Source organism: Paenibacillus sp. alder61 (assembly GCF_020179875.1).
Taxonomy (GTDB): Bacteria; Bacillota; Bacilli; order Paenibacillales; family Paenibacillaceae; genus Fontibacillus; species Fontibacillus faecis.
Genome location: NZ_JAIUDG010000021.1, coordinates 90718 through 114960, shown reverse-complemented (window position 1 = coordinate 114960; position 24243 = coordinate 90718). Strand labels below are relative to the sequence as shown.

27 protein-coding genes and 1 pseudogene are annotated in these 24243 nt (G+C 53.0%); 3 read left to right on the top strand and 25 right to left on the bottom strand.

Annotation, left to right across the window (positions count from 1 at the left end):
- Nucleotides 1-376: 376 nt before the first annotated feature.
- The 4 genes from LBW89_RS21030 to fabF form a co-directional block, all read right to left on the bottom strand.
- On the bottom strand, nt 377-1531 hold the full coding sequence (locus tag LBW89_RS21030) for a response regulator (protein ID WP_225040218.1): 1155 nt from the start codon (nt 1529-1531) through the stop codon (nt 377-379).
- Nucleotides 1532-1668: 137 nt separating this feature from the next.
- A complete protein-coding gene (locus LBW89_RS21025) occupies nt 1669-2727 on the bottom strand; it encodes a DUF4349 domain-containing protein (protein WP_225040216.1) in 1059 nt (352 codons plus the stop codon).
- A 140-nt stretch (nt 2728-2867) separates the two neighbouring features.
- Nucleotides 2868-4193, bottom strand: coding sequence for a hemolysin family protein (locus LBW89_RS21020; RefSeq protein WP_225040215.1), 1326 nt, complete (start codon nt 4191-4193; stop codon nt 2868-2870).
- A gap of 214 nt (nt 4194-4407) precedes the next feature.
- Nucleotides 4408-5646 carry a beta-ketoacyl-ACP synthase II gene (gene fabF / locus LBW89_RS21015; protein ID WP_225040213.1) on the bottom strand — a complete coding sequence of 413 codons (1239 nt, stop codon included), beginning with the start codon at nt 5644-5646 and terminating at the stop codon, nt 4408-4410.
- 143 nt (nt 5647-5789) lie between these two features.
- On the opposite strand from fabF, the gene LBW89_RS21010 reads away from it, so the two are divergent.
- Entirely contained in the window at nt 5790-6626 is an 837-nt protein-coding gene (locus LBW89_RS21010; protein WP_148450006.1) for a helix-turn-helix transcriptional regulator, read from the top strand.
- Between the two features lie 73 nt (nt 6627-6699).
- Here LBW89_RS21010 and LBW89_RS21005 read toward each other — a convergent pair whose 3' ends face one another.
- The 21 genes and pseudogenes from LBW89_RS21005 to LBW89_RS20905 all read right to left on the bottom strand — a co-directional run bounded on the left by LBW89_RS21005 (nt 6700) and on the right by LBW89_RS20905 (nt 22287).
- Nucleotides 6700-7119: a YjdF family protein gene (locus LBW89_RS21005; RefSeq protein ID WP_213504891.1), complete on the bottom strand. Its 420-nt coding sequence runs from the start codon at nt 7117-7119 to the stop codon at nt 6700-6702.
- 152 nt (nt 7120-7271) lie between these two features.
- On the bottom strand, nt 7272-8207 hold the full coding sequence (gene cysK / locus LBW89_RS21000; protein ID WP_148451145.1) for a cysteine synthase A: 936 nt from the start codon (nt 8205-8207) through the stop codon (nt 7272-7274).
- A gap of 10 nt (nt 8208-8217) precedes the next feature.
- Nucleotides 8218-8826, bottom strand: a complete 609-nt coding sequence (locus LBW89_RS20995) for a DUF4269 domain-containing protein (protein WP_225040211.1) — start codon at nt 8824-8826, stop codon at nt 8218-8220.
- A gap of 52 nt (nt 8827-8878) precedes the next feature.
- On the bottom strand, nt 8879-9493 hold the full coding sequence (locus tag LBW89_RS20990; RefSeq protein ID WP_225040209.1) for an NUDIX hydrolase: 615 nt from the start codon (nt 9491-9493) through the stop codon (nt 8879-8881).
- 3 nt (nt 9494-9496) lie between these two features.
- Entirely contained in the window at nt 9497-10630 is a 1134-nt protein-coding gene (gene yqeK / locus LBW89_RS20985; protein ID WP_225040207.1) for a bis(5'-nucleosyl)-tetraphosphatase (symmetrical) YqeK, read from the bottom strand.
- A 91-nt stretch (nt 10631-10721) separates the two neighbouring features.
- Complete coding sequence (locus tag LBW89_RS20980; RefSeq protein WP_225040205.1) at nt 10722-11918, bottom strand: Ger(x)C family spore germination protein; 1197 nt, start codon at nt 11916-11918, stop codon at nt 10722-10724.
- Complete coding sequence (locus tag LBW89_RS20975) at nt 11911-13014, bottom strand: GerAB/ArcD/ProY family transporter (RefSeq protein ID WP_148450018.1); 1104 nt, start codon at nt 13012-13014, stop codon at nt 11911-11913. The genes LBW89_RS20980 and LBW89_RS20975 overlap by 8 nt, the downstream gene beginning before the upstream one ends.
- Nucleotides 13015-13042: 28 nt before the next feature.
- On the bottom strand, nt 13043-14698 hold the full coding sequence (locus LBW89_RS20970; protein ID WP_148450020.1) for a spore germination protein: 1656 nt from the start codon (nt 14696-14698) through the stop codon (nt 13043-13045).
- Nucleotides 14699-14750: 52 nt separating this feature from the next.
- Nucleotides 14751-15584 carry a class I SAM-dependent methyltransferase gene (locus LBW89_RS20965; protein ID WP_148450023.1) on the bottom strand — a complete coding sequence of 278 codons (834 nt, stop codon included), beginning with the start codon at nt 15582-15584 and terminating at the stop codon, nt 14751-14753.
- A 31-nt stretch (nt 15585-15615) separates the two neighbouring features.
- Entirely contained in the window at nt 15616-16545 is a 930-nt protein-coding gene (locus LBW89_RS20960) for an AraC family transcriptional regulator (protein WP_148450025.1), read from the bottom strand.
- Nucleotides 16546-16562: 17 nt separating this feature from the next.
- The gene (locus LBW89_RS20955; protein WP_225040203.1) at nt 16563-17123 is read right to left on the bottom strand and encodes a GNAT family N-acetyltransferase; all 561 of its coding nucleotides are present in this window, start codon (nt 17121-17123) and stop codon (nt 16563-16565) included.
- A 27-nt stretch (nt 17124-17150) separates the two neighbouring features.
- Nucleotides 17151-17696 (bottom strand): GNAT family N-acetyltransferase, encoded by a 546-nt coding sequence (locus LBW89_RS20950; RefSeq protein WP_148450029.1) that lies wholly within the window; start codon nt 17694-17696, stop codon nt 17151-17153.
- Between the two features lie 267 nt (nt 17697-17963).
- Nucleotides 17964-18473, bottom strand: coding sequence for a GNAT family N-acetyltransferase (locus LBW89_RS20945; protein WP_225040201.1), 510 nt, complete (start codon nt 18471-18473; stop codon nt 17964-17966).
- 44 nt (nt 18474-18517) lie between these two features.
- Entirely contained in the window at nt 18518-19036 is a 519-nt protein-coding gene (locus LBW89_RS20940; RefSeq protein ID WP_225040199.1) for a DinB family protein, read from the bottom strand.
- A gap of 30 nt (nt 19037-19066) precedes the next feature.
- Nucleotides 19067-19327, bottom strand: a complete 261-nt coding sequence (locus tag LBW89_RS20935; RefSeq protein ID WP_213504905.1) for a hypothetical protein — start codon at nt 19325-19327, stop codon at nt 19067-19069.
- 15 nt (nt 19328-19342) lie between these two features.
- On the bottom strand, nt 19343-19981 hold the full coding sequence (locus tag LBW89_RS20930) for an HAD family hydrolase (RefSeq protein WP_225040197.1): 639 nt from the start codon (nt 19979-19981) through the stop codon (nt 19343-19345).
- Nucleotides 19982-20001: 20 nt separating this feature from the next.
- Nucleotides 20002-20655, bottom strand: a complete 654-nt coding sequence (locus LBW89_RS20925) for an NUDIX hydrolase (RefSeq protein ID WP_148450034.1) — start codon at nt 20653-20655, stop codon at nt 20002-20004.
- 1 nt (nt 20656) lies between these two features.
- Nucleotides 20657-21118: a GNAT family N-acetyltransferase gene (locus LBW89_RS20920; RefSeq protein WP_148450036.1), complete on the bottom strand. Its 462-nt coding sequence runs from the start codon at nt 21116-21118 to the stop codon at nt 20657-20659.
- 27 nt (nt 21119-21145) lie between these two features.
- A pseudogene (locus tag LBW89_RS20915) lies at nt 21146-21337 on the bottom strand (GNAT family N-acetyltransferase); the annotation flags it as partial.
- A gap of 24 nt (nt 21338-21361) precedes the next feature.
- Nucleotides 21362-21784 (bottom strand): hypothetical protein, encoded by a 423-nt coding sequence (locus LBW89_RS20910; RefSeq protein WP_148450040.1) that lies wholly within the window; start codon nt 21782-21784, stop codon nt 21362-21364.
- A 17-nt stretch (nt 21785-21801) separates the two neighbouring features.
- Nucleotides 21802-22287 carry a tetratricopeptide repeat protein gene (locus LBW89_RS20905; protein WP_148450042.1) on the bottom strand — a complete coding sequence of 162 codons (486 nt, stop codon included), beginning with the start codon at nt 22285-22287 and terminating at the stop codon, nt 21802-21804.
- 204 nt (nt 22288-22491) lie between these two features.
- Here LBW89_RS20905 and LBW89_RS20900 point away from each other — a divergent pair, with 204 nt between their 5' ends.
- Both LBW89_RS20900 and LBW89_RS20895 read left to right on the top strand, forming a co-directional pair.
- Complete coding sequence (locus LBW89_RS20900) at nt 22492-23409, top strand: helix-turn-helix transcriptional regulator (protein WP_225040195.1); 918 nt, start codon at nt 22492-22494, stop codon at nt 23407-23409.
- On the top strand, nt 23406-24230 hold the full coding sequence (locus LBW89_RS20895; protein WP_225040193.1) for an NAD(P)H-binding protein: 825 nt from the start codon (nt 23406-23408) through the stop codon (nt 24228-24230). The genes LBW89_RS20900 and LBW89_RS20895 overlap by 4 nt, the downstream gene beginning before the upstream one ends.
- The last annotated feature ends 13 nt before the right edge of the window (nt 24231-24243 follow it).

The following is a 24243-nucleotide window of genomic DNA, read 5'->3' as shown; positions in this document are numbered from 1 at the left end:
TATCTTTGTATTCAAGGAGACCTCCTTTCGTATGTATCTGTACAATTCTACGATAACTGGGGTCTCCTTTTTTTGTAAATTATTCTTCTTACTTGTTATGTCATTTTTTTTGCAAGATTGCTGCCCGCATCAGTGAAATAAGGCCCTTTTTGACCGCTATTATGCCCGTGAAGCCGAATTGAACCGAAATAACGGTCCAAAAGGCCGTTATTCCATGGGAGGCAAGAGAAGCCGCAGGTACCCCACCCCGTTTCCCACGCCGCCGTTAAATCGGCGAATAAACTGGTTGACGGCCCAACACCCTCTCCATGCCGCCTCCACCGACGCAAAGAAGGGGAGCAGGTACCGCCGCTCCCCCTCCCTACGCTCAGCCAGCCTAAATTTTTCGGACGGCCTCCTGGTTTTGATACCAGGCTTCGTACCAGTCGGTAATGTACTTGCTCGGTGCTACATCCAGTTCCTCTTTCAGAATAAACTGCAGCTCTTTATATTGCTGCTCGACCAAACCGGAGTTTTGCGTAGAAGCATAAATTTTCATAAGTTCAAAATAAGTGCGCTCTTCCTGAGGGTACAAAGACCTCAGACGCTGATAGTAAGATGCCGCTTTATCCCAAATTTGCTGCTGCTGATACCATTCCGCGATCGCGAAAGAAACACCCAGTCCTTGCTCCTTCAATCGCTGACATTCGCTCTCGGTCCACCAATAGCCGTACTCCTGCAAGTAATCTCCCGTATACAGCTTCATGGTATCTATGTATTCCTCCAAGGAAGCTTCGCTGATCGGGGGGAGTTTGCCGATCCGTTCTTCCCACTCCTCAATGTCCAGAAGTACCTCCGTTAAGCTCAAAATATAGCCCTCGGTGGTATTTGTAATTTGAATATACTTGGCGTACGGCTTCAATGTTTTTCGGATATGGTAAATCGCCGTGTAGAGCTGTGAATAAACTTTATCCAGCTCGTACTCGGGCCAGAGCAGGTCGGTTAAGGTGGATTTGCGAACCAATTGCCCGCGATGCTGGAGCAGGTATAAGAACAGTTCCTGCGCCTTGGTCGTCCGCCACTGCAGCAAATGCGTCCCACCCGTCTCGTCGGCGATACTGAACTGTCTAAACAAGTTCAAACGAAGCACCTGCGCCGAATCCGATTCAACCGCGGATGGCTGCTTCATAGCCAAACTGTCCCGGACACGCAACAAAGTTTTTGAAAGACGCTCCAGTCGGACCGGCTTTACTATGTAATCCAGCGCATTGAGTTCAAAGGCTTTGACCGCAAATTCGTCGTATGCCGTCACAAAAACAACGACGAGCTCGGGCTTGGCCTCCAAGAGTTGTTCGGCCAGTTCGATCCCGTTCAATTCCGGCAAGTGGATATCCAAAAAAGCCACATCCACCTGGTTTTGCAGCAGGAACCGCTTCCCCTCGAGAGGATCGGTAAACCTCCCGACGATGTTGGCGGAAATATCCGTTTTTGCGATTTGCCGTTCCAGATAATCCAAAGCCAGCACTTCATCATCCACAATGACTACTCTCATAGATTTAACTCCTCAATCGATTTGAGTGTATTGCACTTTCATCGCTTGCCTACTAAGAAGGATACCATAATTAACTTCAACAAAGAAGCCTCGAACCTACCACGTCCGAGGCAAATCATCGATCTCCTACTTCGGCTCTACTTGGGCTCTACTTCATCCGACTCCGCTTGGTCCGGACTTTCAGGGTACTCCGAATTCCGCACGTGCTGTGATTTCCTGCGCTTTTTCCGTACAGGTACATAAACGGCCACGATCAGCGCGGCGATCAGAATCAGCGGCAAGGCACCGGCCAGGACGATAACGATCCACTGCAAAATCATCGAAATCACCTTCAAACTGCCGGACAACGCCTGTTCGGCCCGCTGCAATAGCGGAGGCTGTTCCTTGGCAAGCTTGGAAACGGTGTCTTCCAACGGTTGAAAAACTCGAATCTCGACCGTTGAGAACGCCACGTGATTATCAATAAACCGCATGCGTCCCTTGATTTGCTCGATTTCAGTCTGGATGCGCTCCAGCTCGTTGGCGAACTTGACCAATTCGTCGGTTTTCGTCGCCTCGTTCACAAACTTTAGATAACGCGCCTCCATCGCCTGCTTTACTTTAAGCCGCGACTCCAGATCCACATACTCTTCGGAGACGTCCTGCCCCCGGATGCTCTGCTGAAAAGACGTGGATTTCAACTTTTCAAGCTCGTCGAGAAAGGAAGAAAACCCGCTGGCGGGGACTTTTAAAATAAACGTACCGCCCCGCTCGCTGTCGGATTGATTCTCGGAAAATTCAACAATATACCCGCCCGTCAAAGTGACCAGATTGCGAATCTCCGATTGAACCCGATTGAAGTCTTCCACTTCGATGGTGACGTTCGCTTCGTAAATCAGCTTCTTGTTTAGCCCCTCTTCGAAGCTGGATACCTGAACCCCGCCGCCAACCCGAGAAGCCGCCTTCTCCCCCGCCGAAGCCGGCGCTTCCGCCTCGCCCCCGGCAGCGCCGCCATCTGCGGCGCCCTTGGCATCCGACACCTCCGCCATATTCTCTGCGGTAGCAACCGACAGCTCATCCGAAGCATACCCGCCTCCGCTGCCGGAATCCGCAGAACTGACATTGCTGGCCGATTTGTCCGCGCTCCCGCAGCCTCCCAGCAGGAATACCATCACAAGACCTAGACTGGCTGCGATGCTTCCCCATCGTTTTTTCATTTCAACCGCCCCCCGAATTGAAAATCATCAGGAAATTCGTTCATTCGCCCGAGTCTCTTTATAAAGTCCATGACCGCGAATAACCGCTCCTCATTTCCTGACGTTTCCAAAAGCCGGAAGGTTGCCGAGATATCCTAGATTTACTGTTCACTTTCCGAAAGCGGGTTCGCTTCGGCCTTTTTGGTGACGGCGAGTTTGCGAATCCGGCGCTGACCTACCTCCCGAACGGCAAAGATATAACCGTTATATTCCAACTGCGGTTTTTCCTGCGTTGTCGGAATCCGTTTCAGTTGACCGATTATAAATCCGCTTAATGTATCGTAATCCTCAACAGGCAGGCTTATGCCCAACAGATCCTGCGCATCGTGAAGAGACATCGTTCCCCGGACAAGATAGTCCCCCTCCCGAAGCTGCTCATATTCCGCCTCTTCTTCATCGTGTTCGTCATAGATGTTACCGACGATTTCTTCCAATAAATCCTCCATCGTAACAATCCCCGCCGTTCCGCCGTATTCATCGACGACGACGGCCAGATGAATCCGGTTTTGCTGGAGGTCCTCAAACAGCTCGTTTGTCTTCATGGATACGGGGACAAAATAAGGCCGCGTAAGCATGGAGCGCAAATCCCATGACTGATGTTCCGCAACCTTCAGATATCGGATCAAATCTTTCACATGCAGCACGCCGATCACGTTATCGATGGTCTCCTCATACACCGGAAAACGGGTGTATTGTTCCCGGTCGGCCAGTTCGGCGACCGTCTGCAAATCGGAATCCACCGGGAGAGCTACCACATCCATCCGGTGTGTCATGATGTCGGCAACGTTCATATTATCAAAGTCAAATATGTTGTTGATCATCAATTTTTCACTGGCCTGGATCGTTCCCAGCTCGGTACCGGTATCCAGCATCATCCGGATCTCTTCTTCGGACACTTCCTCATCCTTCGAGTTCGGATCAATGCCGAACAAACGAACGAGCAAATTCGTGGACAACGTAAGAAGCTTGACGAATGGGCCCGTCGCCTTTGACAGTACATACAGCGTGTTGACGGCAAACATCGCCATCCCCTCCGCCTTTTTCATCGCTACCCGCTTGGGAACCAGCTCACCGAGAACGAGCTGAAAATAAGAGAGGAACAAGGTGATGATGATGAGCGACAGGGTACTCAAGACCGTGGGTGATAACGGTACGCCTAGTTCTATAAGAAACGCGGCCAAATCGCCCGCAAAGCTGTCTCCCGCATAAGCACTGGCAAAAAAGCCGGCCAGCGTGATCCCGATTTGGATGGTGGCCAAAAATCGGCTGGGTTCTCCCAGCAGTTCGATTAGTCTTTTCGCCTTTTTGTGTCCCTGCTGCGCCATTAAACGGATTTTATTATCGTTCAGCGAGATCAGCGCGATTTCCGAGGCCGCAAAAAAGGCATTGATCAAAATCAGGATTAAAATAATGAGAAGTTCAACCAAAACAAAACACCTCCGTATATTTTGAAAAGCTTAAAAAAACAAAAAGGCATAACCTGACGCCTAATAAGACGCAGGTTATGCCTGTATAACGATATGATTTCCCTGATCGGGGCTGTTACTGTCCGGGTCGTCCGAATCGGTCATCGCAATTAAACCTCTTTCCAAATATTAAAACATATTATAAAGAGCCCGCTATAGAGGTGTCAAGTCGTCTCTAAAATTCCGCCTTTCGGAGCAGAATGGCGGCGTTATGTCCGCCAAAACCGAAGGAATTGGAGAGGCCGATACGAAGTGGAGCCTGGCGGGCATGATGCGGAACATAATCCAAATCGCAGGCCGGATCCGGGTGATCGAGATTGACGGTGGGCGGAATCACGCCTTCTTTTAAACTTTGGATCAACGCAATGGCCTCCGCCCCTCCCGCAGCGCCAAACATATGGCCTGTCATCGATTTATTTGCCGTAACGGGAATCCGGGACGCCTGGTCGCCGAACAATTTCTTGAGCGCTATCGTCTCCGCAAGATCTCCGACCTGTGTGCCCGTGGCATGAGCGCTGACAACGTCCACTTCCGCCGCCGAAACGCCGGCGGATTGCAGCGCCCGCTTCATCGCCAGGAAGGCCCCTTCCCCTTCGGGATGCGAGGCGACGACATGGTAGGCGTCCGAGCTGGCGCCATACCCGATGACCTCGGCATGGATGCGCGCTCCTCTGCGCCGGGCATGGTCCAGCGACTCCAGCACAAGGAGGCCCGCCCCCTCGGCCATAACGAAGCCGTCCCGCTCCGCATCGAACGGACGGCTGGCCCGCTCCGGCGTCTCATTCCGCTTCGACAGGGCCGTCGCATTGCCGAAGCTGGCCAGGGACAGGGGATGCACCGCCGCTTCCGTCCCTCCGGCGATAATCACATCGGCCTCCCCGCTTCGGATCAGGCGGAACGCCTCGCCGATCGCCGTATTGCCGATCGAACAGGCGGTGACGGGGGACAAGGTCGGACCCATCGCGCCGTATCGGATGCTGATCTGCGCGGCGGCCATATTGGAGATCATCATCGGTACCAGACTCGGGCTAACCCGGCCCGGACCGCGCTGCTGATAGGCCTCCATATTGTCCGTCAAGGTCGTGATACCGCCAATTCCGGTCCCGACATAAACGCCGAAACGCTCCCGATCGACCCGCTCGGGTTCAAGACCGGCGTCCCGCACCGCCTGTTCCGCGGCATATACGGCGAACTGGACGAATCGGTCCATCTTTCTCGCATCCTTCCGCCCAAACAGTGCTTCCGGATCGAAATCGCGCACCTGGCCCGCGATTTTTGTCCCGAAGCCGGACACATCAAAATGATCAATAACGGATATACCGGAGCGTCCCGCTTTCAGCCCGTTCCAAAATAATTCGACGTCGTGGCCCAGCGGCGAAACGATCCCCATCCCGGTTATAACAACGCTTTGCATACGTTAGTGCCTCCTTTAATCCCGTTCTCATCTTGAAAAAGAACGGGAGCCGTTTGTCCCTATTGTAACCTCTGATTATCCTATTACAAGTTTTTAGTTATCCTAGTATAATGGATAATACAATAAGACAGGAGGCCTACCGAATGCCAAACGACCCTCGACTTAAAGCGCTATCCGATTTCCTGAAAAGCCAAAGATCCAAGCTGCATCCCGCCGCGGTCGGGCTGCCGCCGGGGGCGCGCAGACGGACCCCGGGACTGCGGCGTGAAGAAGTCGCCCAATTGGCCGGGGTGAGCACAACATGGTATACCTGGCTGGAGCAGGGGCGGGACATCAAGGTTTCCGCTTCCGTTCTCGACGCCATAGCCGGAGCACTTCATCTTAACAGCGATGAGCGCAAATACTTGTTCGATCTTGCGCTCGACAACGGCTTTCATCCGGATCTAGCCCCGGGGCGTGAGGCCGAGATCAGCCCGTCGCTGGCCAAGATTCTTGAAGAACTCAAATTTTGCCCCACCCTTATTTCCGATCGCCACTGTCATATCGTAGGTTGGAACACCGCCGCTTCCCATGTTTTTTTAAATTTTGAACAGGTGCCCGAAGCCGAGCGCAATTTAATCTATCTTCTGTTTCGGAAAAAAGAGCTGCGAACGCTTGCCGTGAACTGGGCTCAATTCGTCCGGGGATTTTTGGCGATTTTCCGCGCCTATTACGGTCAATATGTGGCCGATCCGTGGTATTCGGCTTTTATCGGCCGGATGTCGGCCGAATTCCCCGACTTTGAAGAACTCTGGAACCAAAGCGAGGTCCGTGCGGCTCCCGAGGTCATGATCGAATTCCGGCACGCCCGGGCCGGAAAAATGCTGTTCAACCTCTCCTCCCTCCAAGTTCAAGGGGAATCCGACCTGAGGATGAGCATTTACACGCCCGCCCCGCAAACCGCCACGGAGGCGAAACTCAAAAAACTCCTTGAGGGATAGGCTAACGCGGTTAGCTCGGCAGCATTACGAAATGAAAAACAGCGCCCCCTTTACGGCGGGGACGCTGTTTTTCCTATCTACCCCGGTGCTTCTGCTTCGCTTTCAGCACCTTTTGCTCGCGTTTGTACGCTTGCTGACGTTCGCGGTCCTCCCTGCTCAAGTTCTTCCGCTCCTTCTTGCGAAGCAGCAGTTCCTCCTTCAGGGCCTCCTGCGCAAACGTCGAGATTCCTCGACGGTTCAACTCGCGAGCGGCCAGGCGGGCCAGCCTTTTCGGATTGACTCTGCGGGCCTCGTTGGCATCATCGCCTTCCACGCCTCTCGAACGCGACAGCACCTCCGAAATGCGGGGCATCTCTTGATTCACAAACTGAAAAATCTCGGGATCTTTCGGCTCGGACCCAAAAATATGCCGGTACGCCTTCAACTGCCCGCCGATCGTCTCCTCCACCACGCCAACCCAAAACTGTCCCTCAAAATAAACCGTCAACTTCATGGTAAATCCCCCTCTTGTTATGCGTCGAAGCGCCGGACATCCCGAGGGGGGAAGGTTACTGACACGGCTGGACACCGTGCTTCTGGACTACCAACCAGAATGTGTTTTTGCGCTCCGGGTTTTAGTATAGCAAAACATACCGGTTGCCGGAATCACTCTTCAGGAAAAAGCGGCGTCGACAAATACCGTTCGCCCGTATCCGGCAGCAAAACGACGATGTTCTTACCCGCGTTTTCCGGGCGTTTCGCCAGTTGAAGCGCGGCAAAGGCGGCCGCCCCGGACGAGATGCCGACAAGCAATCCTTCTGTCCGGGCAAGCAGACGGGAAGTCGCGAAGGCATCTTCGTCTTTTACCGGATAAACTTCATCCACAACCTCGCTGTTGTAATTTTTCGGCACAAAGCCGGCTCCGATCCCCTGAATATGATGAAACCCGCGCGTTCCGCCCGACAATACCGCCGACTTATGCGGCTCCACGGCCACGATCCGCACCTCCGGATTTCTTTCCTTCAGTACGGCGCCCACGCCGGAAATCGTCCCGCCGGTGCCCACACCGGCAACGAACATATCGACCTTCCCGTCCATATCGCTCCAGATTTCCTCCGCGGTCGTCCGTTTATGTATATCCGGGTTGGCCGGATTCTCGAACTGCTGCGGAATAAACGCATTCGGCGTTTCCTTGGCCAGTTCCTCCGCCTTGCGGATCGCGCCTCCCATGCCTTCCGCGGCCGGTGTCAGCACCAGCTCGGCCCCTAAGGCGACCAGCAGCTTTCTTCGTTCGATGCTGAAGCTTTCGGGCAGCGTAATGATCAGCTTATACCCCAAAGCCGCCGCGGCAAAAGCAAGCCCTACCCCGGTGTTCCCGCTCGTCGGTTCGATAATGACCGAGTCGGGTTTCAACAGCCCGCGCTCTTCGGCATCCTTGATCATGGCGAAACCGATCCGGTCCTTGACGCTGCCGGCCGGATTAAAGTATTCCAGCTTGGCGACCAGCCGGGCCTCCGCCTGGGTCGCGGCAGAGAAATTGTTCAGTTCCAGCATCGGCGTTCTCCCGATTAAGTCCGTTAAATTTTTGGCGATATTCGACAACAGATATCCCTCACTTTTCCATATTTGACAGATCCACTTTATCGCCCGCAAAGCGGGATGTAAATTTAGCTGCAAGTTCCTCGTCCGACCAATCGGCCAGCTCCAGCATCCTAAGGTAAGGATCCCCCTCCAAGCCCAGCAAGGCGGCAAAAGCCGGCTCGGTCTTAAAGCCGCACTGTTTAAGCCTGATCACCGCGCGTTTGAAATCCTCGCCAAAAAGGTGCAGCAACCGGGCTTCGACCATCATATGCCGGTATCCGTTTTGCCGGTGAACGGGGATCGGTTGGGCGAATACTTCGACAGGCCAATTCTCGCAGAAGAAATTGGCTTTAATTCTTTCTACGCCGAGCACCTGCCTTCGGGTCAGCCTGAATTCCGGAAAATGTCCGAAATGCCGGCGTAAATCATCCGCAAAGCAGGCAAAATCATGAACTTCACAAATAAGATCCAGGTCACTTCCGGGAATTTGAATTTCGAGCGGGACGGTCCCGACAAGGACCGGATGATAAGCCCGCAACAACCCGCAAAGGGCGTAACGCTGAATCAAATGATACACTTCCCGCTGAACGGGAGTTCCCCGCTTTAAATAATCCAGGTCTTCGCCGTCCGGAAAGGCCATGCCATCTCCCCCCTTTAACTCTCCTTGCGCGAAGCCCGACACAACCTCTAACTTAGTCCAATCGAACTTCTTGGGAGACCCCTTTGGTTTCAAACAGCCACAGCACTTGCTTTAGCGTATTTCGTCCCTGGGATAAGGGAGGAAGCCGGTCCTTGGGGAAGAAGCCGACCTCCATCGTCTCCATGCCCGCCTGGGCTTCTCCGCCCGTCTCTTCGCACAAAACAAACATTTTATAAACATGCCAGGGCTCGGGAGGATGGTCATGGAACTTCTTATCCAAAACGCCGAGCAGGCGTACGGGCTCCACGATCAGGCCGGACTCCTCCAGGACCTCCTTGGCCGCCACCTCTTTAGGGGACAAACCGATATCGGCCCAGCCGCCGGGCAAAGCCCAATTGCCATCCACCTTTTCGCGGACGAGCAGCAGGCGTTCATCCCGAAACACCACCGCGCGGACATCCACCTTCGGAGTCGCGTATCCTTTTTCCCCGGCAAACAGCGATCGGACCTGCTCCTGTTCGACGCCGGTATACTCGCTCAGAATTTCCACGCTTAGATCGCGCAGCATCTCAAAACGTTCCAGATCGTACATATCCTTGGAATAAGCAAGCCCGGCTTGACTGATCGCCTGAATCTGCTTCGCCCATTCCAGCCATTTCAACTGCATCGGTTAATCTCCTCTCACGTAATAAATATAATCCGTTGCAGGCGGCGCAATCTCCGCCATCCTGAGGGAAGAGGCGATTTGTCCGCGGTGGTAGCTGCCATGCAGCGCAACATGCGTCAGGATGTCCCCGATAGACCGATCAAACGATTTCCCTTGGCTGTTGTGATATTGAATCCGCTCCTTCAGCTTTTCGTCATGGATCGCGGCCAAAAACCGCCGAAACCCTTGGATATTGTCCTCCGCGAGCTCGATGTAGTGTTCGACCTTACCCTTTCCGCCGGACCAAAGGGGGATTGCCGTCGCTTCCTGAAGCTGCAGCCTGGCCAGCCAGCTGGCCTCCGCCGCCAAAATATGGGCGAACAGCTGAAGCGCGCGTTCCGGCAGCTTCGCTTCCTGAAGCTCCAGCGCATTCGCGATTTCCCGATTCGCCCAGGCCATATGCTCAAACATCCGCAGCAAGTGCTGTTTGACAGGAGACCCTTCCTCCAAGCCGGCTCGTTCCTCCTCCATCAGCTCTTCTCTGGCCCGGATCAACCAGGAATGCACCAGCTTCATTTGCTCCCTGCGCTCCCATACCTGATTCAGGTAGGTGAGCACGGCGGCGTTCAATTGCATATCATCCACCAACCGGCGAATTTCCTGGAGGTATGTTTGCTCGCCCGGAAGATCCCAGGCCACCTTATCGGCGATAAATACCACTTTATCGAACAGGGAGGCCCGAGGCTTCAATGTGGTATGGCATTCAATCGCCTGCAAAATGTCGGTATCCCGGATTTCGAATATCGTCTCGGCCATCGCCCGAGACAGCTTCTGGTGCAAAATGCGGGGATAACGCTGCTCTTCCTCCAGCACTTCAATCCCGCACTGCTCGGACACCTGCGGCATCAGGCTGACCGGAATGATGTTGCTGATATCATGAAGCAGGGCGGCCTGCTCCGCCTTTTGGGCATCCGCGCCATAGAGGCGGGCGATGCGGACCGCTTGAGAAGTTACCTTAAGCGTATGGTCCCAGGTCTCCAGGTCTCCGTGCAGTTTAAAAAATGTGCCGACATCCTGAAGCAGGCTTCCCGTCAACTCCAAACCCGCCGAGAAAGCTGCCACTCCGGTTGCAGGCACATAATTCGCTCGATTATCCATATTGGCCTCCTCTTCTTCCCAAAACACATTAGGATACGTCTTTTAATTTAGCATATTTTTCTAATGATGTTTAGGAAGAATCATCGGCGGCTTACTTGGTCGAGGACCCGAAATCCGTAATATGCAAATCGATATCGAAGGTTACCGGGACTTCGGAAAAGACTTCATCCCAGCGGTCCTTCACCTTTTTCCACGTTTTTGGCGACTGGATCCGTAGACTCTCCCCAAAGCCGGCCACCTCCACTTTATATTGGGTTTGTATCTTCCGCATAAATTCCCGGAGCATCACGTTCAGCCTCTCTTCAAACAGCTGTTCCGCCTTTTCCATATATTTCGGTTTGGACGGGTCCTCCCGAATGTCCCAATTTTCGATGAAGCGTCCTTCGGATTTGATCTCGACATGAAAAGAAATGTCGTCGCCCGTGATCTTCGCCTTTTGCTTGCTTTTCATCGACTCGATTTCATAAACGATCGGCTCCCCGCGCCAGTCGTAGGTTTTGATGGCTCCGCCTCCCCCGTCGCCGCGAATCCAAGAAATACTCTCCACGTCGGTCTGACTCAACGAACCGATCCATTTTCCGCTTGCTCCTTTAATGACCCCGGCACCCGACAATTCCAGTTCACCTTTGGCGGCGACCACATTCTGCAGAACGAAACTTTGCCGCGTTCTCATCAGAGCATCCAGGCGGGTCAAGTTAACTCCTTCCATGATTCTGTTCGTTCTGAAGCGGTTGCGCAGAAAATCCCTTAATTGCTGGGCGGGTACGGTGCCTGACGCATTTTTCGCAAACGTATCCAAGGCCCGTCCTTCGGTTACAAAGACGACGCAGCTCGGGCGGATATCGTTGTCCCGCAGCACAAAATCCATAATCGAATCGATCCCCCGCTTCTGCAGAAGCCGGTTGGAGACGACGATCGTCTTAAGATGGTGGCCGATCACGGCCCGTTCCCGGCGGGTCGAATAAGTCCGCATGATCTCAAACAAGGAATCCCCGGTTTCCGTCGTGTTCAAAAATTCGGGAACCTTCCCCTTCGTCGAGGAGTCCCCTTGGTTGCTGCTGGAGGAATGGGCGGGCACGATCTGAATCGTAGCGGTGATCTGATTTTTTTTATCGTAAGTGGCTCCTTTTCGTTCCAGTTCCCGCTCCAACGGTGTGGGGTCCCCGACATCGAGAGCCAAACCCGCGTACATACTCAAATCCTCGATTTCTTTGCTGCTCCAACAGCCGCTGATTAGAGCCATGGCCGCGATAAGAAGGCAACACCGCCGCATCGAACGCTTAAACATCCTGCCTCAACCCCTTCTTTCTAATCCAGTAGATCGCCGAGAGAAGCGCAGGTAAGAGGGCGAAAAAAAAGATGCCGATGTAACCGATCGCTCCGCCGAGTTGAAACACATCATTGATTCGTTTGGGAATCATGGCGGAGATGAAGATGACGGGCATCAGCGCGAATAGAACGGGGCCGAACCTGATCCGGAAAATTTGCGAGACTCCTAATGAGGCGCTGAAATAAAAGCTCGTGAAATTACAAAACATCTGCATCATCCAAATGACCAGAAACGGAAATTCCAAACGCTCAAAGAAAAGACCCGTCACCTCAAAGCTCCGCAGCAGATCGATCGTCGGCCAAGTACTTCGGAGAACGGCATCCACCGACATACCGCCGATCACCATCACAATGGTGAAAAGATACAGCATGATCGGAATCCCGATGCCGGCGAATACGGCCTTGACCGCCCGTTCCGGATGCTGCATGTGCGCGATCAGTACCATAATGACTTCACAACCGGTGAACACCAGGATCGTCGATTTTAATCCTTGGATAACCGGCATGACTCCTCCGCCCAGCAAGGGCCGCAAATGATTCGGCTCGAACACCCGGATGCTCATAGCATAGGACAAGATAAGAAAAAAGAGGCTGATCGGAAAAACGATCTGAAATACGCGGGCGATCGAGTTAATCCCCCCGCAGGCCAAATAAGCCCCCGTCCAAATGAACGGAATCAATATGGCCCAAATCGGGGTTCCCTCCAGTAAATAGAGCATCGCCACTTCGGCGAGCACCCGAATTTCGAATCCGCCAACAATTATAAAATAGAGGATCAGCAGCAGACAGAGGAAGGCCCCGGGGATCGTACCGACGATACTTCTGCTGTACTCGTAGACGGTTTTTCCCGGAAATCGCTGGCTTAACTTCACCATAACCAGCATGAGCAGCAGGATGATCGCCCCTCCCAATAGGACGGAGAGCCAGACATCCGGCGTCTCCGCCGCTTCCAACACCGAACGGGGCAGTGTCAGAATCCCGGCTCCCAAAACGGTATCCGTCAGGAAGATGGCGGCTTGAGTTGTCGTGATTTTGTCGTCTTTACGTAAAAACACAGCGGGTCACATCCCTCTCGTTGCATTTCTAAGATCGGCGGCGGCGATTCCCGGTCTTCATCATTTCCGGTCGGCGTTTCATTAAAGTTAAGGGTGCGCGTACAAACAAATCTTTGAAATCTTGCAGGCGGAACGGGGAGAACGGCGTAATGTAAGGAACGCCAAAGCTTTTCAATTTGGAGATATGGCTGCAAATCAGCAGGAAGAACAGGATAGTGCCAAACATGCCGAGAGTGGCGGCAAAGAGCATGCCCACAAATCTCAAGACGCGCAGAGCGATCCCCGCGCTGTACATCGGGATAGAGAACGAAGAGATCGCCGTGACCGCTACAACGATAACCAGAAAAGGGCTGACGATGCCGGCCTGCACCGCCGCTTCCCCGATGATGAGACCGCCGACGATCCCCATCGCCGGTCCGATCGGTTTCGGCAGCCGCAGACCGGCCTCCCGCAAAATTTCAATAGAGATCTCCAGAATCAACACCTCGATCAGGGAAGGAAACGGGACCCCCTGCCTGGCCTCAATAATCGTGATGGCCAGCTCCGTCGGGATCAAGCCGGGATGAAACGAGATAAAGGAAATGTATAGCGCGGGAGCCATCAGCGCCAAGAAGGATGCAAAAAAACGCAGGGTACGCAGCAACGATCCCGGCATCCATCGCTCAAAATAATCCTCCGGGGATTGCAGCAGCATGCTGAACGTAACGGGTACGATCAGCGCAAAGGGAGTCCCTTCCACTAAAATGGCCACTCTGCCTTCCAATAAGGCGTTGATCACCCGGTCAGGACGTTCGGTATTCTGCACCTGCTGAAACGGACTGAGGGGATTGTCCTCAATCAGCTGCTCCACATAGCCGGACTCGGCGATAAAATCGATATCGATTTTAGTGATCCGATCCTCAACCTCATGAAGCAGCTCGGGGTTTACGATATCCTTGAAATAAGCGATGACAAGGTTCTTTTTTAGCAGGCTTCCGACCACATATTTCTTCATCTCCAGATTTTCGCTTTTCCCTTGCATTCGCAGCATTGCCGTATTCTCGCTGAGCACTTCCGTGAAACCGATCCGCGAACCGCGCAGCAGGGCCTCCGAGGTCGGCTCGGCAATAGCCCTTGTTTTGCCGTTCGGTAAACCGACCAGCAAAGCGTGCGGCATTCCATCCAGCAAGAGGGCGGTAAACCCTTTTAAAATCGACTGGGTCAGCTCCAGCTTCTCCGTAACTTCGGTGATATCGATGAGTGGAAGAATTTTTTCCTTAAGGTGAGCGGTAAACTCCGGAGTGTTCAGGGCCCGCCCCTGCTCCCTCAATTGCGGATCGGCCTCCCGCATCAACACTTGCATCACATGCGTATTGAGGAAATCTACGGTCTGCATGCCGTCCACAAAAACCAGGCAGGCCCTGACGTTTAACCCGGTGATCTGAAACTCCCGGAAATGAACGTCGCTGCTCGTTCCGATCGTCTTCTTTAGAAACTCCAGGTCACGTTCGTATTCTCCGGATAACGGTTCTTCGGGGGCGGTGGTGTCCCCGGCGGTCGTTTTTTTGGCCGGGTTGTTCTTATTCGAAACAAGCGAGGAAATTTTATTATAGCCAAAATTTATGATCAAAGGGATCAGCAGCACCAATCCCGCTTGCATAAACGTTTTCCAGTCAGGGATGTAAGATAGCACTTTGGTCCACATCGCAAATCATCCTTACCTTATGAACTATCTTCATCCTGCCCTGGAAGTCGATTTACCATGCATGATTTTCTAGTTCGGCCGCCTTTTTCCGAGCCACAATGATCAGATGTTCGGTCGCCTCTCTATACTGAGGGGCTTCGCTCGTTTCGCTGGCGGCTTGCAGCAAATTATCGTAGACGAGCCGATCCTCACGGTATAACCGGGTCACCTCGGCCGACATTCCGGCCAAAAAGCTTTCCGCTCCGGCGTAAGAAAGAATGTCAAACCCGCCGGCCCGAACCTCATCGAGCGCTTTAGCGGGAATGGTGAAGTAGCTTTCGGTAAAACCCCGGTTTTCATCCAACTTCTGTTCCTGTAAATACCCGTAGATTTGTTCGGGGTCCCGATAAGATTCGCTAAACTCGGTAACTCCCGCTTTAAGGACGCCCCAGGAATTAATGTAAGAGAACAGAGCGACGCCGTCCGCCTTTAAAATTCTTGCCGTCTGCCGGATCACCTGCAGGCGCTGCTCTTCCTCCAAAATATGATACAGGGGACCCAGCACGAGAGCGCCCTCAAACTGATCCGCCTCCAGAAGGTGCAGGTTTCGGGCATCCTCGCATAGATAAGCCTCCGCTTGCAGCCCGAGTTTGCGGAACTCTTGTTCCGCCAATGCCAACGCCTTGACGGACAAGTCTATCAAGGTAACCCGGTAACCTTGCTGCAGCAATTCGGCGGCATACCGCCCGGGGCCCGAACCGATATCGCAAATGTGACCGGTCTCCGGAAGATACCGGTCCATGAGGCGGAGAGTAGACAACCACTCCACCCTGCTATATGGGTGATCCAAACGTGACCACTCCCGTTCCGCACTGTCGTCATAATACCGTTTTACCGTTTCGCTCATGTCCTTCGACGCTCCCTTCAAGCAGGACCTGTTATAAATGGAAATTAACTTTCGGTTTAATGGGTAAGTAAAGATCGACCTTGCTTTTGCCCTCCGGATCCGTGGCCGGATTGTTCATGCAGTATTCCAGACAAGGTTTATCTTCCGCCTCATATTCACTTTGCGGAAGCCATTGTCCGAATAGCGTCTGATAGACAATCCCTAATTGGTCGACGGTATCATAAAAAGAATAAAGCGCATAAGTCCCTCCCTGCAGCGTGCCGAACCGGATTTCATCCGGATGTCCCGCCCGGTCGAATTCCTCCGGCAAAGTGACGCAGGCGTCATAGCGGCAGGCGTACTCCTCGACCAGCGAAGGGTCGTCCAGCGAGATCCCGATAAACTGACGCTCCGGGGGGTATAACCCGTTCTTGGCCGCCCATGCGCCCAGCTTTTCCCACGCTTGATACGTGTCCAAATAGCTGCCGACATGCCTGACATAGGCCACCTCGGCGTCGGCTAATTGACGAATGGAAATGTTCATGTCCCAAATCCTCCTTAAGAAGTTTGTTTTTACTTCTCTAGCATAGGAGGATGGCGTGGATTCATCATCCTGCATCTTGCGGTCTAATAGCGGAATATTGCGATCCGCCCGAGAGGATACCCTAATTTCACTCGGCGTCTTCTGAAAATGTCTTTTGAACACCGCGTTAAAACCGGAGGGCGACTCGAATCCGCACAGGATCGAGATTTCCAATACGGTCTTGTCGGTTTCCACCAACAACCGGACGGCTTCCCTTAAGCGCAGCCGCGTCAAATAGACGGCGGGGGTGCTGCCCATGACGGAAGCAAAGATCCGGCTAAAATGATACTTGGAGAAACCGGAAATGTCGGCGAGACGATCCAGTGTGATCTTTTGCGAGTAGTGACTCTCCATGTAATCGACAACGCCGGCCATTCTCTCCTTGTAATAAGAACTCATGGTCTCGCTCTCCTCGGTTATTTATCAGGCAGGAGCAACCCCATGCCGATGACATCGACATAATGGCCGTCCTGAAGCTTAATTTGCCGGCGCAGCAGGCTTTCCCGCACAAACCCCATCTTCATGTACAGTTCAATGGCTTTAACGTTGGTCGCAAACACTTCCAGGCTGATTTTTTCCAGCCTCGGGTGCTTTTCCGCCCACTCGATAAGCGTTTGCAAGAGCGCCTTGCCGATGCCTCCCCCCTGGTAATCGCCGCGCACGCTCATCCCGAACGAACCGGTGTGGGCAATCCGCCGTTTCTGTCCGCTATGAAAATCGAGGAAACCGACAATTCTCCCCTGGTCCTCCGCAAGGATCACCAAGTTATTGTCGTTGCCGCGCATCCGTTCGATCCAGTCTCTTTCCTCCTCGACCGTCAAAGTGAATTCCTCGGGCACCGTCAGCAGGTGGGCTTCCGACGCAATGACGGTCCGGTTGAATTCCAGGATACTTTCGGCGTCCCTCCCCTCCGCGGTCCGAAGATCTATGTAACGGTTGTATTTGTCGACGATTTTAATCGGTGCGATCCAACCCATATTACCTCCTCCTCCCCCTCGGTGGATTTAATTCTCATTCCAATCTTCGGCCAACATGCCGTACACCATATGATCGATAAAATGATCATAGAGCCATTCCGATTGCCGGATTTTGCCCTCCAGCACGAAACCGAGCCGTTCGGGAATCGCCCGGCTGCGGCGGTTGCCTTCGCCGGCCCGAATTTCCACCCTGTTCATATCCAATGACCGAAACACATAGGTTGTTACCGCCCGGCATGAACGGGTCATAATACCCCGGCCTTGGAAATCGCGGCCGAGCCAGTATCCGACAGAGGTCTTGCGGTTGCTTCTGTCGATGCCGTGAATGCCGATACAGCCGGCAATTTCACCCTTGTAAAAGATCCCGGCATGAAATCCGTTTTCCGCTGCCGCCTGCTGTTCGGCCGATTCGATATAGGCGAGGGAATCTTCCCACGTTTTTGTGGCGTCCACCCAGGGCAGCCATTCCCGTAAATACGGCCTTTGTCCGTCTATCAGGGTAAACAGAGGTTTCGCCATCTGTTGATCCAACTGTCTTACATGCACCTCTTCGTCGATTTTAACGTCAAACATCCAGCACGACCTCCTGTTAAGATAGTGTGTTGTTCCGTACACACCACTAGCGTAGCATTAACCCGAGGGGGCTAATGCCGTAGCCGCCTCCCTTAAAGCCGAGTGGGTAGATAAGGGCCTTTTGCGACCGGTACATCGCCCAAGGGAAGAAATACCTGCAAATCTGCAGGTATTTTTGGCGCAATGAACGACTTATTCTATAATTCCTGCAAATCTGCAAGCTTTTTTGCTCATCTTTTTGTACATGACCCATCCACGGGCAGTCTTCTACACATATCGGCGCGACATCGCTATAAAATCGATCTCCCGCTCGCCTGCTTTACTTTGAAATAACGTTCCCCGCTGAAACCCGCTACGCTCATACACCTGAATTGCCCGCCGGTTAAAGGCGGCCACAACCAATTGAAATTCTTCGGGGGATAATCGTTCCGCCAGAAAACGCATTCCCTCCAGCAAGAACGGTTGCCCCCATCCTTTTCCCGTCATGTCCGGTCGTAACCCCAGCCCGATATCCAGCTTGTTGTCCGCGTCGTACAGTCCAACCTCATATCCGCCGGGCACGCGCGCCGCGGCTCCATAGCAGATAAAACCGATCAGTTCTCCACCCGCCGACGTCTTCGCGGCAAAGTAGCTTCCGCCAAGCAATTCGGCGATACAGGCTTCGCTTCCGTCCATGCTGTAGAGCGAATAAGGCTCCGCATAGGTCCAGCCGGAAATCTCGACGGCCAAATCCCGTGTCATCGGCTGAAAATAAAATAAGGACTCGATTACGATCACCTCCGCATCTAATGTCTAAGCCGATGGGGCACTAGGATAGTGAATTACGGCAAATTTTGATCGATCTGTCCCCGCAGGAAGGCTTCATTCAAGCCATTTTCGCAAAAGTGAAATTTCCTGCCCGTCGCCCCCTGCACTCTGTCGATGATCTGCCCCAAATGATAGCCGGTATGCTCCACAAGGTGGTAGATCTGGTGAATATGCTCTTCGCTCAACCTGCACTCTCTATGCAAAAAACGCTCCATCACTTCTTCCCACTCACGCAACTGCTCCTCAAATTTTTGAATAAGCTGCAGGGAAGAAGCGGCGTCTTTCGGAAAGAAATTTTCAAACCCCGGAAGAAGCTGGCCTTCGGCGTTGGTAAGGCGCAGGCAGTTTCTGGCGATATGTTCGCCCATATGAAGTACGATGGATCCAATGCTGTTCCCTCCGGGATAGCTTTCCGCCCACAACACCTCATTCGGGAGATCTTCCAGCACCGCCCTCAGCTTCAGAAAATAGAGATCTTTCATTCGATGAAGCGAAATTTTCAAAAATGTTTTTTGAAAACCGGTAAACTCCACGATACAATCCCCCTTTTCATTACGTTTTTATCAGGGCCCTTCTTCCCGGTTCATCTTTCGCTCGTAAGCCTCGAGTTCTTCCTCAATGGTGAAACGTTCCTCCTCTTCCGGGCTGAGCAGATGCCATTTGCTTTTGATTTTTTGCAGATCGGTATGGATTTCACGGCTTCTCCGGTTCATGTCGAACACCATGGCGAACAAGACCACCACACATAACGCTATTCCATAAGGTCCGGCAAAAAGGCCAAGCGCCGCCATCCCGGCCCCGAACAGCAACCCCAACCAGCTCACGGGATCCCCCCTCCCTTAAAGATATGCGTTCAAGTCCCGGAGATCCCGGATGAACGCGCGGGGAAAGACTTCCATCTCGTTCATTTTTGCTTCGTCCCCGCCATACGCGATAAACGGGATGCCCGCAAGTGCGGAAGCTCTGCCGTCCATCCAGGAGTCGCCCACCGAAATCCACTCCCCGGGGGACACCTCCCCAAAATGATGCAGCACGTGAAAAAAAGCATCCGGCGCCGGTTTGAGGAACCGAACTTGTTCCCTGCCGACGACCTGCTCAAAAAAGCGCAAGACATCATGGCCCCGAAGGGCGGCCTCCGCCGCCTCAATGGAATTGTTCGTGACGACCACCAAATGATACAGGCCCTGCCACTCTTTGAGCAGTTCTTTTACGCCGGGCTCCAGCTCCGCATCCTTCATGCCGATGACCTCGTGTTTTTTGGGAACATCCCACAGTTCCTTCATCAATGACTCATTCATCCGGTTTGTCTTTACGCCCGCTTCGATCAAGGTGGAGGCCGTGTGCCGGTTCAGCTCAACACCTTCCACCAATATGCCGTGTGACACTAAAAATTGATATACGTCTTGTTTCATCGCCTCGAAATCGATCCGGGACCGCAGCAGTGTATTATCCATATCAAAAATAATGCCCTTAACCATCGGCCACCCCTATCTTTCATTTATGTCGGCGGATCTATCTTTTCAAAATATATGTCCAAGCTGTCAAAAAGCCGATTCCTATATTCGTTCGAGATGGGCGTTAAATCCTGAAGCCCGACCATTCTTCGCTCCGCCGCCTTCTCCTTTCGATTCTCGTCCAAAACAACGCCTTCAATAGGAATCGAAGTCGTTTGACCTAAAAGGAGCCTTTTGAAATCTTCAATTTCGCAAAAAAACAACCCGGCAATTTCCTCCGCTTGAAAATCATAGTCCGCCGCCTCCTTGTTGCAGGAATACAAGAAGACATGGTTAAACTCACGATCGGTTAACACGGGGGAAATCCGGTCCTCTTCCGGGACGAGCCCGCAATAGAATAAGTCCTCGAACACGACCTCAAGCCCCAGCTCTTCCCGCAGTTCCCGGACCCCGTCCTCCACAGTTTCTCCGGCTTGAAGATGCCCGGCGCTGGAAATATCCAATAAACCGGGATAGGTGTCTTTGGTGGACTGTCGCAACTGCAACAGCAGCCTGGGTGGTTCATGGTCCGGTCGGGACACGATCCAGCAGTGAAACGTTTGATGCCACAAGCCCTTGGCATGCACATTTTCCCGCGTATCCACGCCTATTTTCACCATCGACGCATCGTAAACATCGAATAGCTCCTGCCCGGACATCTTACGGCAGCTCCAATCTCAGGCGGACCATATCCCTGCACTGAATCCCGTTTTCATAGATTTCCTCGTCATAGTGACGGACAAAAAAATCCGGATCCACGCCTACGATCCGAAAGCCGCATTTCTGATACAAAGCCAGCTGCTGGACCCCCGAATTGCCTGTGCCGATTTCCACGGTTTTCATGTTTTCTCTTTTCGCCGATTCAATCGCATGCAGGACCAGTCTTTTTCCGATGCCTCTGCCCTGATAATCTTCCTGTACGGCGACATTGACGATCTCTACGGTTTCGGGACGGGTTCTGATCAAAACGTACTCGCCGATCACTTCATCATTCAGATAGGCTCCATAACAGTCCCCCCGCTTTACGTACTCTTCCACGATTTCCCGGGAGGGGTCCGCCAGAAGCAGCAAATCATAGGGAAATCCGTCCGCCTGCGTGATTTTTCTAATTTCAAGTTCCATTCTAACCGCTCTCCTTCCTGAAGGCCGCTATGGCCGACTTGCCAAATATTCGCTGCGAAGTATGGAATACAGCTTCTGGCTTTTGTACTCGTTTCTGATTTTCAATTCTTCACGGATGATTCCTTCCAAGGTCATCCCCATCCGCTGCATGACCTTTTCGGACCGGAAATTTTCACTGTTGCAGCGGGCCTCGATCCGGTTCAAGCCCATGTCCTCGAATCCGAATCTGACTCCTTATTTTCATCATAGAATCGTTGCACGGTATCCCGTGGATCTCCCTTTTTCAACCGCCTGCACGTAACCTGAAAAATAAAAAGGGATATTGTCCTCCGCCCCGTTTTGAATTCGCCCTCTGACTTTATCAAAAGCGAGCAGCGATACCGAAAAGTCCGGCTCCCCCGTAACCAGAACAGGCTGCTGCCGATCCGGGCTCCAAACGTAGACGCCGCCAAAATTTCTTCGGGCCACCTCAAACACGTAGCATCCCGCCATAGAGGAGATGGAGTCCAGCTGTTCTTCTCCCAGATCGAAATCGCCGGCCTCATCCAGCAATTCGTCGAGCGGCTGCAGACTTTCAATACTAAAATCAAAGTTTCCGCGATCCGCAAAGTTTCGGGTAAAACTCTCCGCCGTGAATCTAATGTCTTCTTCTAATTTCCCTGTCATAGGCTAATCTCTCCTCCTTATCCATCCCATCGCTGGTCTAATTTATCGGCATAATAGCTTATCGCTCTGGCGTATTGACGTATACCGGAATCGGAACTGGTTTGCGCCAGCTGATTCAACAGAATCTCCATCGCCTTGCTGTAATCCTGCAGATTATATAGAACCATCGCGAGAAAAACCGGAAACTCCCGGTGATCCGGAAATTCGGTCATAGCCTGCTCGAAGATGTTCCTCGCTTCGGAGTAGTCGCCCAGCGCCCTGAAGGTACTGCCCAAGCCAAGATAAGCTCCTGGTTTCTCCTCTACAGCAAGTCCTCCGGCCAAGGCTGCTTTATAAAAGGGAACGGCTTCCTTCTCCAAACCCAAGGAATCATGAACCCAGGCGCATTGATACCAAACGGACGGATTCTCCGGCTCCGTTTCTACCAATTCTAGCAGCATGGTACGTGCTTCTTCCAGTTTTCCCGATTCTCTTAAACGGATGGCCAAATTTAAATTCTCCATAAAACTCCCCTCCCCGTACGAGTATTGTACCAGCTTCTGCCAATCGGGAGAATCCAAAAATCAATTGCCGGACGAATAAGTAATAAATAGAAGAGTTCCTTTTTTGAAATTAACTCTTTTAATTCTGACACCCAAGATGTCAGAATTAATGGAGTAGGATGAAAACGAACCACCGATAAGGTTGGAGCCGAGGAGCGAAACGAAATGAAGCTGGACCGGATGTTTGGAATTACGATGGAGTTGATGACCCGCAACCGGGTGACCGCGGCCGAATTGGCCGCGAGGTTTGAAGTGTCGGTACGAACGATTTACCGGGATATCGATTTGATCAATCAGGCGGGCATCCCCATTGTTTCTTACACGGGAACGGATGGCGGTTTTGAACTGATGGACGGTTTCTTTTTGACACGGCAGCACTTCTCGATCGACGACTTTTCGGTGATCTATAGCCTTTTGAAAGGCCTGGAAGCCGCTCTAGGAGGCAGTTATACTACACTGGCACGCAAATTGACCAGTTTGCAGCCCGCTTTGAAGAATGGAGGGGACGACCGCCACAACATCATATTGGAATGGAGTACGAACGATAGCGAAAAGACCGTGGTGCAGCAGCTTCTCCCGGCGATCCGGCAAAACTTACGGATCTCATTCTCCTATGTGACCGCCTTGGGAACGGAAACCGCTAGAACGGTTGAACCGCTTCAGCTGTTTTGGGAACAGGGAGCTTGGTACTTAAAGGGATTCTGCCAACTGCGGAGGGCCAATCGGTTGTTCCGGGTCTCCAGAATCTCCGGGTTACAGGTGACTGAAGAGAAGTTTACGGCGCGACACGAAAAGCCTGAGGAAGAGGAGAAAAACCGGCCCCAAGGCATGGAGGTCCATTTAAGGTTCACGCCCAGTGCCAGGCTGCGCGCGATGGAGCAGTTTCCGCGGGGATACGTAATGCGGGACGGCCATCTGGAAGTAAAAACGGTCTGCTACACGAAAGACTACGCCCTCTCGATCGTACTAAGCTACGGAACCGAGGTGACGATCCTCTCGCCTGACAGCTTGAAAGAAGATTTGCTGCAAAAAATCAAAGAAATCGGAAGCTTATACTCAAATGTAGGAGGAATGGACGAATGACGATTTTGGTAACCGGTGCGACCGGAACGGTCGGACAACATGTCGTAAAGCAGCTTGCGGAAAAAGGGGTTCGCATCAAGGCGCTGTCCCGGAATCCCGAGGCGGCGAACTTTCCCGCGGGGGTTGAAGGGGTGGCCGGGGATTTGAACAACCCGGAGACGTTGGGATTGGCGCTTGACGGGGTAAGCGGAATGTTTCTGATTACTTCCAGCGATGCGGCGGGCGCTTGGCTTCAAACTTCGCCGGAAGTGATCGCTTTGGCGGAACGCTCGGGCGTGAAACGTGTTGTGGTGCTGGTAGGCTACGAAGAGGGGCCTGTCGAAGCGGCGCTCCAGGCCAGCTCCATGGAATGGACGCTCCTGAAGCCGGGGGAATTCATGGCCAATATCCTGGTGGATTGGGCGGATTCCATCCGCGGCGAGCACACCGTCCGGGAAGTGTTCGGAGATGCGCCGAGCTCCCGGATCCACGAAGCGGATATCGCCGCTGTCGCTGTGACGTCTCTGCTTGAGGATGGTCACCACCGCCAAAGCTATATGCTCACCGGTCCGGAAACGCTGACGCGCCGGGAAGCCGTGAGGATCATTGGCGAAGGGATCGGCCGGGAGCTGCGTTTCGTGGAATTGACGGAAGAAGAAGCGCGACAAAATTGGAAGACCCAGGGGTACAGCGACGAGGACATCGAATTTTTTATCCTAATGGGAAAAAATCCGCCCGCCATCGGGCACACCGTCCTCCCCACCGTCGAACAAGTCACGGGACGGCCGGCCAGGACGTTAGCCGAATGGGTGGCTGAACATAAAGCCATGCTTATATCCTAAGGAAGGGAGACAT

Bases quoted from the DNA above. Each gene is read 5' to 3' on its own strand.
- LBW89_RS21030 (WP_225040218.1), bottom strand. From the start codon at position 1,531: ATGAGAGTAGTCATTGTGGATGATGAAGTGCTGGCTTTGGATTATCTG.
- LBW89_RS21025 (WP_225040216.1), bottom strand. From the start codon at position 2,727: ATGAAAAAACGATGGGGAAGCATCGCAGCCAGTCTAGGTCTTGTGATG.
- fabF (WP_225040213.1), bottom strand. From the start codon at position 5,646: ATGCAAAGCGTTGTTATAACCGGGATGGGGATCGTTTCGCCGCTGGGC.
- LBW89_RS21010 (WP_148450006.1), top strand. From the start codon at position 5,790: ATGCCAAACGACCCTCGACTTAAAGCGCTATCCGATTTCCTGAAAAGC.
- LBW89_RS21005 (WP_213504891.1), bottom strand. From the start codon at position 7,119: ATGAAGTTGACGGTTTATTTTGAGGGACAGTTTTGGGTTGGCGTGGTG.
- LBW89_RS20995 (WP_225040211.1), bottom strand. From the start codon at position 8,826: ATGGCCTTTCCGGACGGCGAAGACCTGGATTATTTAAAGCGGGGAACT.
- LBW89_RS20990 (WP_225040209.1), bottom strand. From the start codon at position 9,493: ATGCAGTTGAAATGGCTGGAATGGGCGAAGCAGATTCAGGCGATCAGT.
- yqeK (WP_225040207.1), bottom strand. From the start codon at position 10,630: ATGGATAATCGAGCGAATTATGTGCCTGCAACCGGAGTGGCAGCTTTC.
- LBW89_RS20980 (WP_225040205.1), bottom strand. From the start codon at position 11,918: ATGTTTAAGCGTTCGATGCGGCGGTGTTGCCTTCTTATCGCGGCCATG.
- LBW89_RS20970 (WP_148450020.1), bottom strand. From the start codon at position 14,698: ATGTGGACCAAAGTGCTATCTTACATCCCTGACTGGAAAACGTTTATG.
- LBW89_RS20965 (WP_148450023.1), bottom strand. From the start codon at position 15,584: ATGAGCGAAACGGTAAAACGGTATTATGACGACAGTGCGGAACGGGAG.
- LBW89_RS20960 (WP_148450025.1), bottom strand. From the start codon at position 16,545: ATGAGTTCTTATTACAAGGAGAGAATGGCCGGCGTTGTCGATTACATG.
- LBW89_RS20955 (WP_225040203.1), bottom strand. From the start codon at position 17,123: ATGGGTTGGATCGCACCGATTAAAATCGTCGACAAATACAACCGTTAC.
- LBW89_RS20950 (WP_148450029.1), bottom strand. From the start codon at position 17,696: ATGTTTGACGTTAAAATCGACGAAGAGGTGCATGTAAGACAGTTGGAT.
- LBW89_RS20930 (WP_225040197.1), bottom strand. From the start codon at position 19,981: ATGGTTAAGGGCATTATTTTTGATATGGATAATACACTGCTGCGGTCC.
- LBW89_RS20925 (WP_148450034.1), bottom strand. From the start codon at position 20,655: ATGTCCGGGCAGGAGCTATTCGATGTTTACGATGCGTCGATGGTGAAA.
- LBW89_RS20920 (WP_148450036.1), bottom strand. From the start codon at position 21,118: ATGGAACTTGAAATTAGAAAAATCACGCAGGCGGACGGATTTCCCTAT.
- LBW89_RS20910 (WP_148450040.1), bottom strand. From the start codon at position 21,784: ATGACAGGGAAATTAGAAGAAGACATTAGATTCACGGCGGAGAGTTTT.
- LBW89_RS20905 (WP_148450042.1), bottom strand. From the start codon at position 22,287: ATGGAGAATTTAAATTTGGCCATCCGTTTAAGAGAATCGGGAAAACTG.
- LBW89_RS20900 (WP_225040195.1), top strand. From the start codon at position 22,492: ATGAAGCTGGACCGGATGTTTGGAATTACGATGGAGTTGATGACCCGC.
- LBW89_RS20895 (WP_225040193.1), top strand. From the start codon at position 23,406: ATGACGATTTTGGTAACCGGTGCGACCGGAACGGTCGGACAACATGTC.